This is a genomic window from Micromonospora sp. NPDC023814, assembly GCF_040639595.1.
In the GTDB taxonomy this organism is placed as follows: domain Bacteria; phylum Actinomycetota; class Actinomycetes; order Mycobacteriales; family Micromonosporaceae; genus Micromonospora.
The window spans coordinates 1-16,045 of the sequence record NZ_JBFAAF010000023.1; the positions used below are offsets into that span (position 1 = coordinate 1).

The 16,045-nt window shown below is 67.1% G+C and carries 11 protein-coding genes and 5 pseudogenes; 7 read left to right on the forward strand and 9 right to left on the reverse strand.

Going from position 1 to position 16,045, the window contains the following annotated elements; genetic code table 11:
• Positions 1-103: 103 nt before the first annotated feature.
• A pseudogene (locus AB0G14_RS14830) lies at positions 104-253 on the reverse strand (IS5/IS1182 family transposase); the annotation flags it as partial.
• Positions 254-668: 415 nt separating this feature from the next.
• Between AB0G14_RS14830 and AB0G14_RS14835 the strand changes: the two are divergent.
• From AB0G14_RS14835 to AB0G14_RS14845, 3 genes and pseudogenes are all read left to right on the forward strand, one after another.
• Entirely contained in the window at positions 669-1,307 is a 639-nt protein-coding gene (locus tag AB0G14_RS14835) for a hypothetical protein (RefSeq protein ID WP_357697473.1), read from the forward strand.
• 95 nt (positions 1,308-1,402) lie between these two features.
• On the forward strand, positions 1,403-2,068 hold the full coding sequence (locus AB0G14_RS14840) for a hypothetical protein (RefSeq protein ID WP_357697475.1): 666 nt from the start codon (positions 1,403-1,405) through the stop codon (positions 2,066-2,068).
• A 299-nt stretch (positions 2,069-2,367) separates the two neighbouring features.
• Positions 2,368-2,637 (forward strand): annotated as a pseudogene (locus tag AB0G14_RS14845) (transposase); the annotation flags it as partial.
• Positions 2,638-2,739: 102 nt separating this feature from the next.
• Here the strand turns inward: AB0G14_RS14845 and AB0G14_RS14850 are convergent.
• Positions 2,740-3,291 (reverse strand): sigma-70 family RNA polymerase sigma factor, encoded by a 552-nt coding sequence (locus tag AB0G14_RS14850; protein ID WP_357697477.1) that lies wholly within the window; start codon positions 3,289-3,291, stop codon positions 2,740-2,742.
• A gap of 225 nt (positions 3,292-3,516) precedes the next feature.
• Between AB0G14_RS14850 and AB0G14_RS14855 the strand changes: the two are divergent.
• Positions 3,517-4,143 (forward strand): annotated as a pseudogene (locus AB0G14_RS14855) (transposase); the annotation flags it as partial.
• Between the two features lie 1,349 nt (positions 4,144-5,492).
• Here AB0G14_RS14855 and AB0G14_RS14860 read toward each other — a convergent pair.
• A complete protein-coding gene (locus tag AB0G14_RS14860; RefSeq protein WP_357697479.1) occupies positions 5,493-6,365 on the reverse strand; it encodes a tryptophan 7-halogenase in 873 nt (290 codons plus the stop codon).
• An 897-nt stretch (positions 6,366-7,262) separates the two neighbouring features.
• Here AB0G14_RS14860 and AB0G14_RS14865 point away from each other — a divergent pair.
• The gene (locus AB0G14_RS14865) at positions 7,263-7,472 is read left to right on the forward strand and encodes a zf-HC2 domain-containing protein (RefSeq protein ID WP_357697481.1); all 210 of its coding nucleotides are present in this window, start codon (positions 7,263-7,265) and stop codon (positions 7,470-7,472) included.
• Here AB0G14_RS14865 and AB0G14_RS14870 read toward each other — a convergent pair.
• Positions 7,459-7,776 carry a hypothetical protein gene (locus AB0G14_RS14870; protein ID WP_357697483.1) on the reverse strand — a complete coding sequence of 106 codons (318 nt, stop codon included), beginning with the start codon at positions 7,774-7,776 and terminating at the stop codon, positions 7,459-7,461. The genes AB0G14_RS14865 and AB0G14_RS14870 overlap by 14 nt on opposite strands.
• A 158-nt stretch (positions 7,777-7,934) precedes the next feature.
• A complete protein-coding gene (locus AB0G14_RS14875; RefSeq protein WP_357697485.1) occupies positions 7,935-8,081 on the reverse strand; it encodes a hypothetical protein in 147 nt (48 codons plus the stop codon).
• Between the two features lie 1,120 nt (positions 8,082-9,201).
• Between AB0G14_RS14875 and AB0G14_RS14880 the strand changes: the two genes are divergently transcribed.
• Positions 9,202-10,221, forward strand: a complete 1,020-nt coding sequence (locus AB0G14_RS14880) for a methyltransferase (RefSeq protein WP_357697487.1) — start codon at positions 9,202-9,204, stop codon at positions 10,219-10,221.
• 195 nt (positions 10,222-10,416) lie between these two features.
• On the opposite strand, the pseudogene AB0G14_RS14885 reads toward AB0G14_RS14880, so the two are convergent.
• A pseudogene (locus AB0G14_RS14885) lies at positions 10,417-10,797 on the reverse strand (transposase family protein); the annotation flags it as partial.
• 110 nt (positions 10,798-10,907) lie between these two features.
• Between AB0G14_RS14885 and AB0G14_RS14890 the strand changes: the two are divergent.
• Positions 10,908-13,748, forward strand: a complete 2,841-nt coding sequence (locus tag AB0G14_RS14890) for an AAA family ATPase (RefSeq protein ID WP_357697489.1) — start codon at positions 10,908-10,910, stop codon at positions 13,746-13,748.
• A gap of 16 nt (positions 13,749-13,764) precedes the next feature.
• Here the strand turns inward: AB0G14_RS14890 and AB0G14_RS14895 are convergent, their stop codons facing one another.
• The 3 genes and pseudogenes from AB0G14_RS14895 to AB0G14_RS14905 all read right to left on the reverse strand — a co-directional run.
• Positions 13,765-14,040, reverse strand: coding sequence for a transposase family protein (locus tag AB0G14_RS14895; protein ID WP_357697560.1), 276 nt, complete (start codon positions 14,038-14,040; stop codon positions 13,765-13,767).
• Between the two features lie 27 nt (positions 14,041-14,067).
• Entirely contained in the window at positions 14,068-14,907 is an 840-nt protein-coding gene (locus AB0G14_RS14900) for an SAM-dependent methyltransferase (RefSeq protein ID WP_357697491.1), read from the reverse strand.
• Positions 14,908-15,093: 186 nt separating this feature from the next.
• A pseudogene (locus AB0G14_RS14905) lies at positions 15,094-16,045 on the reverse strand (hypothetical protein); the annotation flags it as partial.

Below are 16,045 nucleotides of genomic sequence, written 5' to 3' on the forward strand. Positions count from 1 at the left end.
CCGACCACGGTGTGGATCAACAAACCAGCAGCTCAACCCGCAGATCTACAGAACACCTGACCACGAAAACGTCTCACTTGACTTGACAGGTTCCGTTCTCGGTTCGTTCGTAGCAGCGTTGCAGCCGGTGGAAAGCGTTGTGCCAGCTGTTCGTGCGTTCGACGTGCCACCGTTGGCTCGCCTGGATGGGTGCCTTGTCGCCCTTGTGGGCGATCTTGCCGGTCAGGCCGCGCTCGGTCAGCAGCGTGCGGGTGACCGGGTGCCCAGTGGTCGTGCCGCTGACGGGCTCGCCTCGGCGATCGAATTCCAACGAAGTTGGGCTGGCACGTCGGTCACGAGTTCCGCCTTCGGGTCGCCTACCGTCCTGCGCCATGACGCAATTTCGTGTGCGATCCCGGTACCGGGATGGGCTTGTGCTGGCCTACGAGATTCCTGTCGGCTCAGCGCCGGTGTCGGACGTGGTGCCCGCAGGGACCTTTCCCGTTGGGGCGCACATGGAGTTGGACGACCATGTCGTAGCACCCGACCTGAGCCGCGCTGTGTACGCGATGCCCGACCACGTGACGTGTATCGACCGTACCGGACGGAGGCTGTGGCAGCTTGACTTGGTCCCCGCTGCGGCACCGTGGCCCATCGTCCATAGCTGCTGCGCCTACTCCTTGGACGGAATGATCGTGTGGGTGTTCCGACCTGACGCGATGGCGCGCGGTACCGGCGCCGATCAGTGGTTGGCCGTCGACGCGGGTACCGGCCGGGTGATGGCGCAGGTGGACTTGTGTTCGGCCGGTCACGGGGGCAGGCACTTCGCCCATCCAGAAGGCAGGCACATGCTGCTGAATGTGGGGGAAGGGCAGGACGGCTCGCTGATCTACCGGGGTCGCTTCGAGAACGGTCGGATCGAGCTGACCGAGTATCCGTGGCCGGATCGGGTCCTTGTCGACGTAGCACCGGGCGGCCGCCATTTCATGACCGTGGACCACGATCAGCATGACGCCGCTTTCCATGCGTATCCCGACGGCGCAGTCGTCGCGCGAGTAACGGCGGAGTCGCTCGGCCATGATCCCGCCGGCGTGTTCGTCGAGTGGGTTGGCGGCTACCTCGGCGACGACACCGCCGTTGTGACCGTCATCGGCGAGGCCGACGATGAGGAGGAGTGGTTCGAGCGGTACATCGTCGACCCGCGAACCGGCGAGGTCCGAGGGCAGCTGGCCCCGTTCTCTGCTGAACAGTACGACTTCGAACCGCTCGGCGACGGCTCATGGCTCACCACCGCCGACGACCATCGCCTTCAGCGCCACGCCCGTTGACAGAGCGAGCCGGTCGGTAGGGCTTCGTAGTCGCGGGCCACCCGAGCGTGAAGGGATCGCAGCCCATCGATGATCATCTGAATGTCTGAGGGGTCGTGCAGATCGGCGCGGAGGCTGGCGTTGGTCATGCACGACAACGGCACAACAACGGTACGGTCCGCCGCCCGGCAGTTGATAGCGTGATCGTCGTGGCAGAGCTGGAAGAGCTGGTCCTGACCCCCGGCGAGCGGGTTCGGGGGGTCCGAGTCGACAGTGTGGTGTTCACGATGGACTGGACTGGTGAGGATTACCCAGGCCAGCTAGCGGCGTTCGTGGCTGGTCGGGTACGGGCCTTCGGGGTAGAGCCGACAGACGTCGACACCAACGTCCTCTACCACGCGGCCGAGTCCGACCCGACTCTGCGCCGCGGTGACTTCCCGGTCCGCCAGCTCGATCATCTGTCCGGTGTGCTGGCAGATCTCGGCTGCACGCTCGTGGTACGGGACAACGGCACCGACACCTACGAGGTACTGGTCGCGCTGACCGGTGAGCGTGAGCTGACCGGGCTGATGCACCAGGGCCTCCCGGTGCGGGCCTGGGACTCGGAACCCGAAGAGACCCTGGTCAGCCTGGACTGCCCGAACTGCTCGGAGATGCTGGTCTGGCAACTGTCGGCGACCCAGACCCTGGCCGACGAGCGCTGCGACTGTGGAGCCGTGTTGTTCGACGCTACTGGCCGTCCACTGCCCAACGTCACTCTCCACGCTGAGAGGTCGGCGTAATGGTGGGGTTGATCGGCGCGTCTGAACGGATGCAGGCACAGAACGACTGAGCATGAAGTTGCTGACGCTTAAAGGGCCACTATTCCTCAGCCGCGCCAGTGCCCGATGTTGCAGGTCGCCGACGCAAAGGTGGATGCCGAAGCGGGCGCCTTCGGGCGCCTGCCGAGCAAGACCCGCGATCCCGCGTGCCAGGTAGCCCGCCACAACCGACTGACTGAAGCGCGGGACACTCGCCACGAAAACCAACTCGGCCGGTACCTCGATCTGGAACACCACCTGGTCCCCAGCCTCGGATCTTCTGGGCGCAGTTCGTGCCGTTCCTCGACTACGAGCACCAGGTCTGTAAGGTCCTCCACACCACCAACATCATCGAGAGCCTCAACGCCAGGTTCTGGCAGGCCGCCCGACGCCGCGGGCACTTCCCGACCGAGCAGGCCGCGATGAAGATCCTCTACCTCGTCGTTCAGCAGAAACACCGAGGTGGCGGGAGCATCACCGGCCGGGTCTACGGTCGGGCCAAGGCCCTCAACGCCCTGGTCCTCGCCTACGGCGACCGGATCACCATCTAACAACCTCGATCACACCAAGGCCCAAACACGGAAATCGACACACTCCCCCGTAGGAGGCGGCCGGCAGGACGGCCGGTTGGCACAAACTACCCAATCCTCGGGCTATTCGGGCTGGCGCTTCACGGTGGCGCCCATGGCGGCGCGCAGCGACCGGAGCGCGTGGTAGGTGCGTGACTTGACCGTCCCCTCCGGAATGCCGAGCACTGCGGCTGCCTCGGCGGCTGACCGCTCACGGAAGTAGACTTCGATGATCACGTTCCGGTGGTCTTGGGTCAGCCGAGCCATCGCCCGCTTGATGGTCTGAACGGCGAGCATCCGTTCGATGGCGTCATCGCCGGATGGCAGGACCGTCATGTCGACCAGCCCGACTTCCGCCGGCCGGGCCCGCTTCGCTCGACCGGCGTCGATGGCCACTCGTCGCGCGACGGTGAGCAACCAGGGGCGGAGCGTTGCGATGTCCGCGTTCAAGGCCTCGATTTTGCGCCAGGCCCGCACCATCGTCTCCTGCAGCAGGTCCTCGGCCGCTTGGCGCTCGCCGAAAGTGAGCCGCAGGAGGAATGAATAGACCGGCTTGGCATGGGTGTCATACAGGGCTTGCATCCGCTCCTCGGCGGATAGGTCCCTGACCGCGACGGTTCCGGTCGCAAGCGCCATGGCTGCCCTCCTCCATACCTGGTTGTCCCAAGGCAAGGCTCGTTCGTCGGGCGCTGAGAGACATCGGGTAGCTCACGGATGTTTGGGGTCGTACCCGTACCGCACCGGGTTGCTGCGTAGTCATCGAGCCAGCTGCGTCGACCCGGCCGCGACACCAGCCGCGGACGAGCGGCAACGTTCTGGGCCGTCGTCACGGGGCCGGGGCGGAGCGGTGTTAGCCCGGTCATGGGTGATCGAAAGCCGTATCCCAGTGACGTCAGCGACGAGCAGTGGGCGTTGAGCGGGCCGTTCCTGGACGCGTGGAAGGCCAGACGCGTGTCGGTCTCGGTGTCGGGTCGTCAGGGTGACTACGACCTGCGGGAGATCGTGAACGCGATCTTCTGCCAGAACCGGACCGGCTGTCAGTGGGCGTACCTGCCGCCGAAGTCCGCCACCTACTACTACTTCGCCCTATGGCGTGACGACGGCACCGACCAGGTAATTCACGATCTGCTGCGCTGCCAGGCCAGGGAAAAGGTCGGCCGTCGGGAGGATCCGACCGCGGTCGTGTTGGACACCCAGTCGATCCGGGCGGCGAGCCACATCCCGACCGCCACGACCGGCAAGGACGGGGCGAAGAAGGTGTCGGGGCGTAAGCGAGGCTTGGCCGTGGACGCGTTGGGGCTGGTCATCGCGGTCGTGGTGACGCGTCGGCTACCGACAACGCCATCGGCGTTCGGCTGCTCGACAAGGTCGTCGCGGACACCCCGACGGTGGGCCCGCGCCTGGGTCGACGCCGGGTTCAAACAGGACCTCGCGCTGCACCGCGCCGTATTGGGCGTCGACGTCGAGATCGTCAAACGATCCGACGCCAGGCCCGGGTTCGTACCGATCCGCGGACGGTGGATCGTCGAGCAGGTCAACGGCACGCTGATGCTGCACCGCCGCCTCGTGCGCGAGTATGAGAGCCGACCAGAATCCAGCGTGTCACGAACGTTATGGGAATCGACGGCGAACATCGTGCGGCGGCTGACCGGGACCAGCACACCCCACCTGGCGGCACCGGTGAAACTCCCCACGGTCCTCGACCTCATCGCCGAACGCGAAACCGCCGCACGCCAGCACGCCGACCGGCTACGCGAGCAGATCACTACGCTCACCGGCGAACTCGCCCGCATCGACTACGAGCTGGCCGACCTGGCAACCACCCGAGCCACCCTGGGCACCCTCGCCACCGCCGAGTTCGCTGCCGACGACCCCGCCATTGCCAGCGGCCCCTACCAGCATGATCCTGCACATCCTCGGCACCGCGCACACCGGCATGCGAGCAAAGGGCACCGCCCGCATCCCCGCGTCCTCCGGCAAGACCGTCCGCTACCGCCCCAACCGCTCAGGAGACCGCCAACTCAACCGCGCCCTGCACAGGCCAGTCCCACACCGCGCGGGAGCAGTGGCGAAGGGCTCGGGTACGGCGCCCGGCCGGATACCGGCCGGCCGCGGATCCAGCCGAGCCTGGCGGTCGAGTTCGACACGTGGGTCAACAAGTTCGACCCAGCCGGCTGCCGGCCTGTCGCGGTGACCAGGAACGGTGACGTCACCCAGCATCTCGTGTGGAAGGACCCGGGCTTCAGCCTGTACGGCAAGGGCGTCGTCAACGGGTGGATCGACTACGACGCCAGGTTGCACAGACTGAGGGTCTACGTGAGCAGAAATCCGGCTTCCGCCCGGCCCAGCCGCTGATCACGAAGTCGGTCGACCCGCGGCTGATCGTCGGCACCGGGCAGGCCTACGTCGGACTCACCAGCGGCACCGGCATCACGACGGTGGCCGGCCCGGTGGAGGCGGTCGTGGCCTGGAACGTGACGTTGAGATGAGATCCGGCCGGACCGGCTGCCGGGCCGCCACGGGGAGGCCAGAGATCGACCGGTCGGTGCTGGTGGCGTCGATCGACGCCGAGTCCCTCAACGCCCTGATCCTCGGCCTGCGGCACCGGATCACCAGCCGAGAGGGTGGTTCGAAGACGATTGAGTTGATCTATGCGTTGCGCCCGGTTGGAGGGCTGCGTAGCGGCAGGATAAAGGGTGACGGACCATCAAGGATCCGATAAGCCGGACACCTGTCAGGAGAGTTGACCACTGGCCGGGAACCGCCCTTCTACGTCGTTCCAGTCCTGGACCCGCGCGGATCCGGGGTGTCTACCGCGCCGAGCGGCCGGTGTCGGGTCAACGCTCCGCGGGATCGTCCCGCCATGACTGCGGCTGCAACGACCGGAGGCCGCTGTGCCAGGGATGGTTCGGGTTACTTTCCACCAACGCCAACTTCTCTCTCATCTTGCCGAGCACCGGCGGCTCCTCGTCGTCGTCGAAGAAGTCGCCTTGGAGGAGCCTGATGAGATTGAGCCGATACTCAGGATTACGAATGTACGAGCTGAACAACACGTTCAGCCGGTAGTAGACGGTGATGAAGTTGCGCCACCACTGGGTGGCGTTGCGCGACTTGCGCTCGAACTCGGCGAACGCCGACTTGGCGAAGCCGAGCGGTGCGGCGGCGATGATGTTGCTCGCGGCGAGCCGCGCGCTGCTGAGCGCGATGCCGACGCCGCTGGAGAAGATCGGGTCCACGAACCGCGCGGCGTCGCCGACGAGCACCCATCCGTCGCCGGACAGTTCGCGCATCGAGTAGCTGTAGTCGCCCTCCGCGGTGTACGGGCGCAATCGTCGGGCGGCGCGCAGCGCCTGTGTCAGCGGCGGCCGGGTGCTCACCCAAGCGTCGAAGAACTTCTCCAGGTCACCGCTCGCCTCGCGCAGGCGGGCCTTCTCCGTGACCACGCCGACGCTGGTCACGGTGTCCGAGATCGGGATCTGCCACATCCAGGATCCGGCGAAGGGAAGGAAGTGGATGATCGTGTAGTCGCCGATGCCGGTGGTACCGCTCGCCGCCTCCCGGTCGAGGCCCTCGAACCAGGAGTGCACGGCGTACTGCTTGAATTCTGGATCGGCGATCTTGAGTTTGAGCTGACGGCCGAGCAGGGTGCCACGGTTGCACCGCGACGCTCGCCGGGTCCACGCGGAGTCGGGCTGGCAGGCGGCGCTCAAGATTATGCGAGCCGGCTTCGGAGAACCCGCCCACGATCCACGAGACCACGAGGACGAGGTGGTGTGGGCCCAGTAGCCGGACCGTCGCGAACATCAACGCCTTCCTCACCGGCGAGGCGCGCGCGACATGGGAATACCGAGTCAACGCCGCTGGCTGGGCGGCGCTGCGCGCGGGAGCCACGACGATCGTGCCCGCCACCGGCCGGACGACCGACACATTCCCCAGTCGTTGCGCGGCCAGGCTCGCGGCCGTGCTCGGCGAACACCTGGCCGACCTGCCGGGTGGTCACGAGGGGTACCGGACACACCCAGCGGCGTTCGGCGCGGCGCTGCATGCGCTGCTCACTTCGCGTGGGGCCACCGGGTGACGCACCGACGGCCAGATTACCTCGCAGAGAGTGACGAGATCCCGATGGCACCCGGTCACGTCCGCGCCAAGCCGGCAGCATCCCCGCAGATCCGGCTGCATGCCGGCCGACTTGCAGCACAACAGGTCACGGATCACCTGGTGGGTGTCGTCGTCCCGCCACAACGCGAAGTAGTAGTACGTCGCACGCCACGGCCCAAACACGGAAATCGACACGCTCCCAAACCTGGAAGATCCTGGCCAAGCTGCGTTGCTGTCCCCGCCGCGCGACCGCGACCGTGCAGGCCATCCTCGTCCTGCACCGCGTCGAGACCAGCCGATACCCAGGATTAAAAAGGCCCGTTGTGTTCGTCGGGAAGACCCGGGACGGCATCGCTGGCCTATAGAAATCCCGGCGGGCGCCGGTAACCTGCCGATGCTGAATCAGCCAGCGCGCGACCGGCAGAACCACCCTTGGGCTGAACCGCCCACGCCGACGGTACGTAATCTGGGCGAGGAAAGCCAGCACCGTCAACGGTCAGGAAGAGTGAATGAGCCAGCCTGGAAGTTCGAATGACCCGTTCAAGCTGGCGCTCGGAGTCTTCGCGTTGGACGCTCTGTCCGACGACGAGCATCGGGTGATGGAGGCTCATATCGCGCGATGCCAGCGGTGCCGCGCGGAGTACGACGGGTTCCGGGACGTGGTTGCTGGCTTGGCCTTGCTCTCCGAGGACGACATACGCCACCTCAGGTCCGAATAGCACGGCGCGGCGCATGATGAGCGCAGGACATGGACAGTCGAATGGTGACGGCGGCGAGGTCTAGGCGTAGGCCGAGGGCGAAGCTGCGAATGGCCGCAGCCGTGCTGGCCTCGGCTTTGTCGAGCCAGCCCGGCAGGTCATGGCCTCGAAGGTTGGCCATGATCACGGCGAAGGAGCTGACGATGTCAGCGGCTTCGCGTAGCGCTGGGCAGCGGTCGAGGATCGTGTGTCGCCTGGCCTGGTGCTCGTCGGTGAGGGTGTCCGGGGCACGGGTGATCCAGTTCGTTGCTTGCCGCACGGTCACGCAGGGGGGTGGGGTCGGGGCTGGAGTGCCGGACTCGCGTAGGGGCTGCAGGTGGCGGCGGACAATGCGTGCGCTGCCGCGGTAGCCCTGCTGACGGATCTCGGTGTAGATGAGGGCGGCGTCGGTGCAGCCGGCGTTCCACCGCTGGTAGATGTGGGTCAGGTAAGGGTGCAGGGCTCGTCCGGTGCGGCCGCGGCGGCCGTGGCTGAGCAGGTCGTCAGCGGTTTCGGCTTGAGCGTAGCGGCGTAGCTGCGTACGGTCTTGCGGTCCAGGCCCAGGGCCTCGGCGATCGCGTTGATGTTCACGCCGGTAAGGCGTAGTTCGTGGATGGCGGCGTTTCGGTCACGGGTCGTGCGGTCAGTGGGCCTTCGAGTTGTTCAGGGATCGGCGCCGCCCGCACTTGCGGCGGCTCATCGTCGACTTCCGCCTCCCCGGGCACCTGTTCCCTGGTGCCCCAGTCGATGCCCCGCCGCGATCGTTGACGCCCGCAACCCCGAAGCGCCGCGCCAGTACGCCGCCCTGACAAGGGCGAGGCGCCGTCGAAACTGGACGGCTTTCGACCAGTTCGCCACCGTCCTCACCGGACGTGGGTGCGCGTTCCGGCTGATGCTCCAGCAGGACGGAAGGGCCGGTCGGGCCGATCGTGGAATTTCGATCAACGAGTCTTGTGAACAACTTCGAGGGCGGTGTACGGTGAAAGCCAACATGAAGGACCAAGCGATTTGGTGTCCATGACGAATGGCGACCAAGACGCGCTGCTGCGCAGCTTTTACCGACCGCCAATCTGCTCGTTGCCATTTGCTGCTCCGGATTGTTGGCGGCCAGTCGCCAACTCGGTGGGCTTGGTATTCGGCCTCTATTCCAATACGACTGTCGGAATTGAAACTCACCCTGGCCTTGAACGCTCCCTCTCGTCGCGATTTACTGCACTGTCCTTCCGTCCGCCGAAATGCGCCCCTTCCGTGGGGAGGTCGCGGCTCGTGCGCCAACTACTCATCCCGATCCCGTCCCTGGCGAGATGGAATAGAAGAATCCCGAAGGGTCTGCAAGGAAAGTGGCGATAATTGTCGGTGACGGCCGCAGCGTTGGCGCGGTTGTCGCGCCTCGATTCGCCAGCGGAGGGGTGCTCGATCGTAATCGAAGGCCGCTGCGCAGCCGATGCCCCTAAGCGGGCGGTTGCGCTTTCGTCGGTCAAGAAGCGTGGTCGCGACCTGGGCGCCGGCGCCCGGCCGGGCGCGTGGACACCTGGTTCAACACGTTGGGCCACAAGGCGCTGTCCGACTTCCGTGGGCGGCACGGCGTGGCGGCCAAAGGGGAATCGGCGCGCGCCACGTGCGGAAAATCCGTATGAGCGGTATCCGAAAGGAGGAGGGGTGCGGACCAGCAAGTGCCGCGCTCCAGACGGAAATGAATGTAGAGAATGAAATGACGCTGACTCCCCTGCCGCTGATGCAGCTGAGTTCCGGATTCTCGAGCTTCAAGACCTTCGCCGCTGCAGTGGAGTTGAGTCTGTTCACCCGACTTGCCGATGGTCGGACGATGAGCGTGGCGGAGGCGTCTGCCGAGTTCGGACTGCCGTCTCGTCCGGCGGATCTACTGCTCACCGCTTGCGCCTCGCTGGGATTGCTGGAGAGGCGTGGTGACGGGTACGGAAATACCGCACTCGCCGAGAAGTTCTTGGTCGAAGGACGCCCCTACTATTTCGGCGGATTGGTGCGGTTCTACGACAAGCGCGAGTACCCGGCATGGGATCGTGTTGTCGAGGCGCTTCGGACGGACAAGCCGACCGCCTGGGACCCGGATGTACAGGACTCTCCGTTCGTGGCCGAGGACTCGCAGATGCTGCAGTTGTTCTGGGACGCGATGCACTGCATCTCGACATTCACCGCCCGCGCTCTCGGCGAGGTCTACGATTTTGGCCAGCACGCCCGTCTGCTGGATGTGGGGGGCGGCTCCGCAGCGTTCCCGATCGAACTGTGCCGCCATTACGCGAATCTGTCGGCGACGGTATACGACCTGCCCCACGTATGTCCCATCGCCGATTCTAAGATCGCCGATGCTGGATTGAGCGAGCGAATCACCACGGTGGCCGGGGACTTCCTGCGTGACGTCGAGCTGCCAGCAGGCCACGATGTGATCCTGTACAGCATGATCATGCACGACTGGGGTGAGGACACCGACCGGGAACTGCTGCGACGCGCCTACGAGGCGCTGGCACCCGGCGGTGTGGTCATCATCAGCGAACTGATGCTCAATGCCGACCGCACCGGCCCCGCCGAGGCCGCCCTGATGGGTATGAACATGCTCATCGAGACTACGGCCGGTAAGAACTACTCCGAAACCGAGTACATGACCTGGCTACAGGATGCCAAGTTCTCCGACATCCGCACCCTGCCGTTCGTCGCGGCCGGCGCAAACGGGGTCGTCATCGGAGTCAAACACTGACCGGACCGTGGCGACAGTCGTGGAGGGCCCCAGGGTCTCGCCCTCGGGTCCTCCCCGAACCGCCTGTCAGGATGGTCCCGGCCGCCCTCGGACCGGGACGGTCTGGCGAGGGAATGATCAACATTGAATCTGACTCTGGGCTCTGCCGGCAACAATCCAGGGCTCCAGCACTACCCCTCGCGTCAAGCTTCCACCTCGGACGAAGGGCGTGCGGATGCTGCCGCCGGCGCCTTGGTATGCCTTGTCGGCGAAGGTCGTCGTGTGGATGCTGCTCAGCGCGTCGATCAGGCCGTGGGTGCGGGCGGCGGTCAGGTCGTGCACGGCGCCGGGCAGGGCGGGCGAGGCCCAGATGAGGCGTCCCTTGCAGCCCGCGATGACCTGCACGTTGACTCCGTGGCGCTTGTGCCTCCCGGAGTAGTACGGCCTCTGGGCCGCCGTCTTGGACGCGATGGGGATCAGGGTGCCGTCGAGGATCGCGTACGCGAGCCGGGCGATGCGCCGCATGGCCGCGTTCAGGTCCTCGGCGTGCGTGGCGAGCAGGTCGATGGCTTCTCGGACGTACCGTCAGGCGGTCGTGACGCTGACTCTGAGTCGGATTGAGTGTTCGGGATCGGTCCCTCCATCAGTCAGAGACGCCTGGGCGTTCAGGTGAAATCCTGCGTCCAGGGCTGCTCCTCGGGGGCGCGTTGCGCCACTGGTCGCCCTATCGTGACGGCATGCGTTCACCTGCCTCGGCAATGGTCGGTCGGGATGTCGAGTTGGCGGTCTTGCGAGAGCTGATTGGGGGGCTGGCTGAGGGCCGAGGCGGGATGGCGTGGGTGGACGGCGAACCTGGGATCGGGAAGTCGACACTGATCTCGGCGGCGATAGATGAGGCAGCGCGGTTGGGGTGTGCGGTGTACGCGGGGTCTGCGCCGGAGTTGCTGCCGCCGTTTCCTTTGCAGGTGTTGCTGGACGCGCTGCTGGTGGGGCGGGATTCGGTGGATCCGTTGCGGGCGCCGTTGGTGGGGTTGTTGCGGGGGGAGGGAAGGACGGAGCTGGTGACGCCGCGGGATGTGGCGGCGTTGTTGACCGAGCAGGTCCTGGCGTTGGTGGATCGGTTGTGTGCGGTGGCACCGGTGGTGTTGGTGCTGGATGACGTGCAGTGGGCGGACGAGGCGAGCCTGTCGGTGTGGTCGCGGTTGGTTCGGACCGCCGCCCAGGCGCCGTTGTTGCTGGTGGCGGCGTGCCGGCCGCTGCCACGCCGGCCGGAAGTGGCCGCGACGCGGCGGGACCTCGTGGAGCGGGGGGCGACGGTGCTGCCGCTGGGACCTTTGTCGGCATCTCAGGTGATCGAGATGGTGGGCGAATTGGTGGGCGCGGTGCCGAGCGGGGCGTTGGGTGAGCTGACGGGGCAGGCGGGGGGAAATCCGCTTTATGCCCACGAGGCGGTCGAGGCGTTGGTCCGGGAGTCGCGGATCACCGTGGTGGGGGGAGTGGCGGAGTTGACGGGTGCGGGGGAGTGGCCGGGGTCGTTGCCGGAGGCGATCGGGCGGCGGTTGGGGTTCTTGCCGGAGCGGACCCGGTCGGTGCTGGGGTTGGCGGCGGTGTGGGGTTCCGCGTTCACGGTCGATGACCTGGCGGTGGTCTCCGGGCAGCCGGCGACCGAGCTGATGGCCGTGGTGGATGAGGCGGTGGCGGCGTCAGGGGAGCGGCTGCTGTTCCGGCACGGACTGATCCGGCAGGCGCTGTACGAGGCGATGCCGACGAGTCTGCGGGCGGCGTTGCATCGGCAGGCGGCTCGAACGCTGGCCGGCGCGGGGGCGCCGGTGGAGCGGGTGGCCGAGCGGTTGCTCGCTGGACCGGTGACGGCCGACGAGTGGATGATCGATTGGGTGGCCCGGGAAGCCGCGGCGTTGACCTACCGGGCACCGCGGGTGGCAGTCGACCTGTTGACCCGGGTCCGCAGCGCGGTTGACGACGGTCCGCGCCGGGAACGGCTGGATGCCGACCTGACGGTCGCGCTGTCGCAGCTTGGCGACAACGAGCAGGTCGAGCAGTTGGCCCGTCCGGTGCTGGCCTTCAGCCGTGACCTCGTGGTGGCCGCTCGGGTGGCCTGGACCCTTGGGTACGCGCTGATGCGCATGGGGCGGTACGAGCAGGCCGTTGAGGTCGCTGAGCACACGCTGGAGCGGCCGGGGCTTCCGGCGGTCTGGACCGCCCGGCTGTACGCCCTGCGCGCCCTTGCGCTCATCGGCGTCGGGCGTTTCGACGAGGCTCGGGCGGCCGCCGTACAAGCCGAGGCTGAGGGGCGCCAGGCCGGTGACCGGCTGGCGGTCGGATACGCCCTGCACGCCTTGGCCCTCGTCGAGCACAACCAGCGGCGGGACGTGGCGGCGCAGGTGGCGCTCATCGATCGCGCGTTGGCGGTGTTGGGGGACGAGCTGCCGGTCGCCGACCTGCGGCTGCTGTTGATGATCAACCGCGCGGGTGGCTTGGACAACCTGGGACGGCCCGCCGAGGCCGACGACGCCTTCGGCCAGGCCATGGTGTTCGCCGAACGTGCCGGCACTCCGCCCCGGCTGGCGCATCTGCGGGCAAAGATCGCAGACTACAGCTTCTACCGGGGGCGGTGGGACGAGGCGCTGGCGGAGCTGCAGGCTGCTACCGACCTGCCGATGGACATGACGTATCGGCTGGCCGGCCGTGGGGTGCGGGCGTTGATCGCGGTTCACCGCGACGACCTGCCGGCGGCCGAGCGGGAGTTCCTCGGCGTCGAGGAGCTGACAAGCCCTGGGAACGGCTTGCGCTTGTACGCCGACCTCCTGCTGGTTGCCTGGGCGTTGGTGGCCGAGCGCGAGGGCCGGTCCTCTGAGGCGCTGGCTCGCCTGCTGGCCGTGTTCGATCCCGAGGGGAACCGCGAGTTTCCGCAACTGACGCCGGACACGCCGATGTGGTTGGCCGAGGTGGTCCGTCTCGCGCTGGTCTGCGGCGACCGTGCCGCCGCCGCCGCGGCCCAGGCAGCCGCCGCCGCGCAGGGGCAGGCGTCTTCCGCCACCACCGCTGCGGCAGAGTACTGCGCGGGTCTGCTGGCGGCCGAACCCGCGGGGATTCTCGCCGCCGCCGACACCTTCCACTGCATCGGTTACCCCCTGTTCGGTGCGCAGGCATCGGAGAACGCCGCCGTGCTGTACGCCGATCGCGGCGACCATCTTGCGGCGCGGGCCGCGTACGCGCGGGCGGTCGAGGGCTACACGTCGCTCGACGCGGTTTGGGACATCATGCGCGTCGACGCCCGGCTACGGCCGTACGGCATCCGCCGCGGCCGCCGCGGACCGCGCCGCCGGCCCACCATCGGCCGGGAGGCTCTCACCGCGACCGAACGGAAGATCGCCGACCTCGTCACCGCCGGACAGTCCAACCCTGACATCGCCGCCCAACTGTTTCTGTCCCGCCGTACCGTGGAAACCCACGTCTCCCACATCCTGGCGAAGCTCGGGGCCCATTCGCGGGTCGACATCGCCCGCGAGCTGGCGAATTCGCAGTAGGACATGTGGAGCGACTTCAACAACGTCGAGGGGCTTCGCCATCAACCGGGCGCAGGCACCGACAGAGGCAGGGTGCGGGCAAGGTTGCGTCGACACCGGCCAGGATCCTGCGGAAGGTGGGCTCGTCCGGCGCCCGGTACACCCCGGTGAACGGGTTCCGCCATGCGCCGAGCCCGGCGAGGACCTGCTGCGGGGCGTCGTTCGCCCACTCGGCGACCGCCGCCGCCGACCTGGCACCGCCCAGCACCGCCGCGACCGCGGTAGTCAGGACTCGCCTGAGCCCTGCCGACAGAGGGTGATGCGAGGGTGGGCAGACCCGTCAGATCCGTGAAGATCGAGATTCATCGGCAGCCGGCTTTCGCCCTACTCCGCCGAGGATCCAGACCTCCTCCGGACTGATGTCGGTTTCGGTGTCGGGCCGCCAATCGGAAACGATCACCAGGCCGGGATCGATGAGGTGTACGCCGTCAAAGAAGCGTTCGATTTGATCGCGCGTACGGTGTGTGGACGGATATTTGGTGTTCTTGTAAACCTCCGCGGCGCCACCAGCGTTGTCCGGCCTGGGGTCGGCGGTGGCGTGATTGATGACAAGGTAGCTACCCGGGGCCATGGCGTCGCGGAGGCGGGCGACGATCGCGTACGGGTCAGCTTGGTCGTCGATGAAGTGAAGGACGGCCACCAGCAGGATGGCCATTGGCTGGTCGAAGTCAATCTGCGCCAGGGTGTCGGGGTGGTTGAGGATGACATCCGGGTCGCGCAGGTCTGCCGTGACCACGCTCGTGTTCCTGGCCTCGGTGATCTTCAAGGCGCGCGAGCGGGCCAACACCTTCGGATCGTTGTCGACGTAGACCACGCGTGCGTCTGGCGCCTCAGCTTGGGCGATCTCGTGGACGTTGCCCTGGGTGGGCAGGCCACTGCCGATGTCGAGGAATTGGCGGATGCCCGCGTCGCGGGCCAGAAATCGCACCGCACGTTGGATGAACCCGCGGTTCTCCCGTGCCATGAGAATCACCTCGGGAGCCGCTGCGAGCACCTTGTTCGCGGCTCGGCGGTCGGCTGCGGAGTTGTCCTTGCCGCCCAGGTAGTAGTCGTACATGCCCGCAGCAGTGGGGACGGAGGGGTCGATGCCGCCCGACTGGACCGAGTTGTCCGTGGTCACCTGTCTCCGAATCCTTCCTCGAGAGCGTCCACATGGTTGGTCTGGATCCGATGTGGGCCGACCACCCCGCAAGACGTCGCATCCTGACGCTCCGGGTCGTGCTGATCTGGGACAACCTCGACACAACCTCTGTGCTGCCGCCAGGCAGCCGGGTGAGGGACGTACAGCCACGTTGTCACGGAGTGATCATCCAGCGGTTATGAGCGTGATGTAGGTGGTTGATGATTCGGTCGTTGCCGCGTTCGGTCCGAGCGTGACACGTCCTGCGGGCATCTTCTTGGTGAACACGACGAGGTAACCCTGGTCCTTGTCCGTGGTCTTGATGGTCATGTCAGTGCGTTTGAAGCCTTGCTGGTGCAGCCATGCCGGCCACCAGTTGTCCATCTCCGGTGCTCCGCGTCTGTCAAAGGCGACGTACCCTGTGGCGTCGTGTGCGAGGTCGAAGGCCAGGTAGTCCGCCGGGGCGCCTAGTCGCTTGTCGTTGCTGGCGCCGGGGATCAGCACTGCTCCGGTGAGCGGGTCGGGAAGGCTGGCGATGCTGAACCCCCGGTCGACGTAGTGCTTGGCACCTGGTTCTGCGAGGCGAACCGCTGCCAGCTTCGACGGTGTGCGCACCCGGACGTCCTCGAGTTTGATCACCACCCGGCCGGGCTGGCCGCTCGGGGCCTTGGTCCCGGGTGTTGCGCTGGGCTTCTGGTTGCTCGGGGTCTTGGTCGCGGCCGTTGCGCTGGGCTTCTGGTTGCTCGGGGTCGCGGTCCCGGTATTTGCGCTGGGCACCTGCGGCTGGTTGCTCCGGGCGTCGGTCCCGGTATTTGCGCTGGGCACCTGCGGCTGGTCGCTCGGGGCGTTCCCGAACGCGATCGCTACGCCCAGCACGCTGAGGGACACGATCAGCGCGACGACGAAGCGTGCGTCGGTGAGCCGTGACCACCGCCGCCGTGTCGGGGTCGACTCGGCCGCCGGGCGGGTGTCTCCGGCAGGGCCGCTGGCCGGGCGTACCGATTTGGCTGGCGGCTGCGCCCGGTGCTTCGCGCCGCGCCCCGGCTTGGGTGCCGCCATGCCCGCGGCTGCGGCCGCGGCAGCGGGCGTGCCGCTGTCATGTCCGGCCGCTGTGGGTGCAGTGCCGGTCAGGACCGCG

Coding starts and splice junctions, on each gene's coding strand:
- AB0G14_RS14835 (WP_357697473.1), top strand. CDS start 669: ATGATCGTGTGGGTGTTCCGACCTGACGCGATGGCGCGCGGTACCGGC.
- AB0G14_RS14850 (WP_357697477.1), bottom strand. CDS start 3,291: ATGGCGCTTGCGACCGGAACCGTCGCGGTCAGGGACCTATCCGCCGAG.
- AB0G14_RS14865 (WP_357697481.1), top strand. CDS start 7,263: ATGAGCCAGCCTGGAAGTTCGAATGACCCGTTCAAGCTGGCGCTCGGA.
- AB0G14_RS14880 (WP_357697487.1), top strand. CDS start 9,202: ATGACGCTGACTCCCCTGCCGCTGATGCAGCTGAGTTCCGGATTCTCG.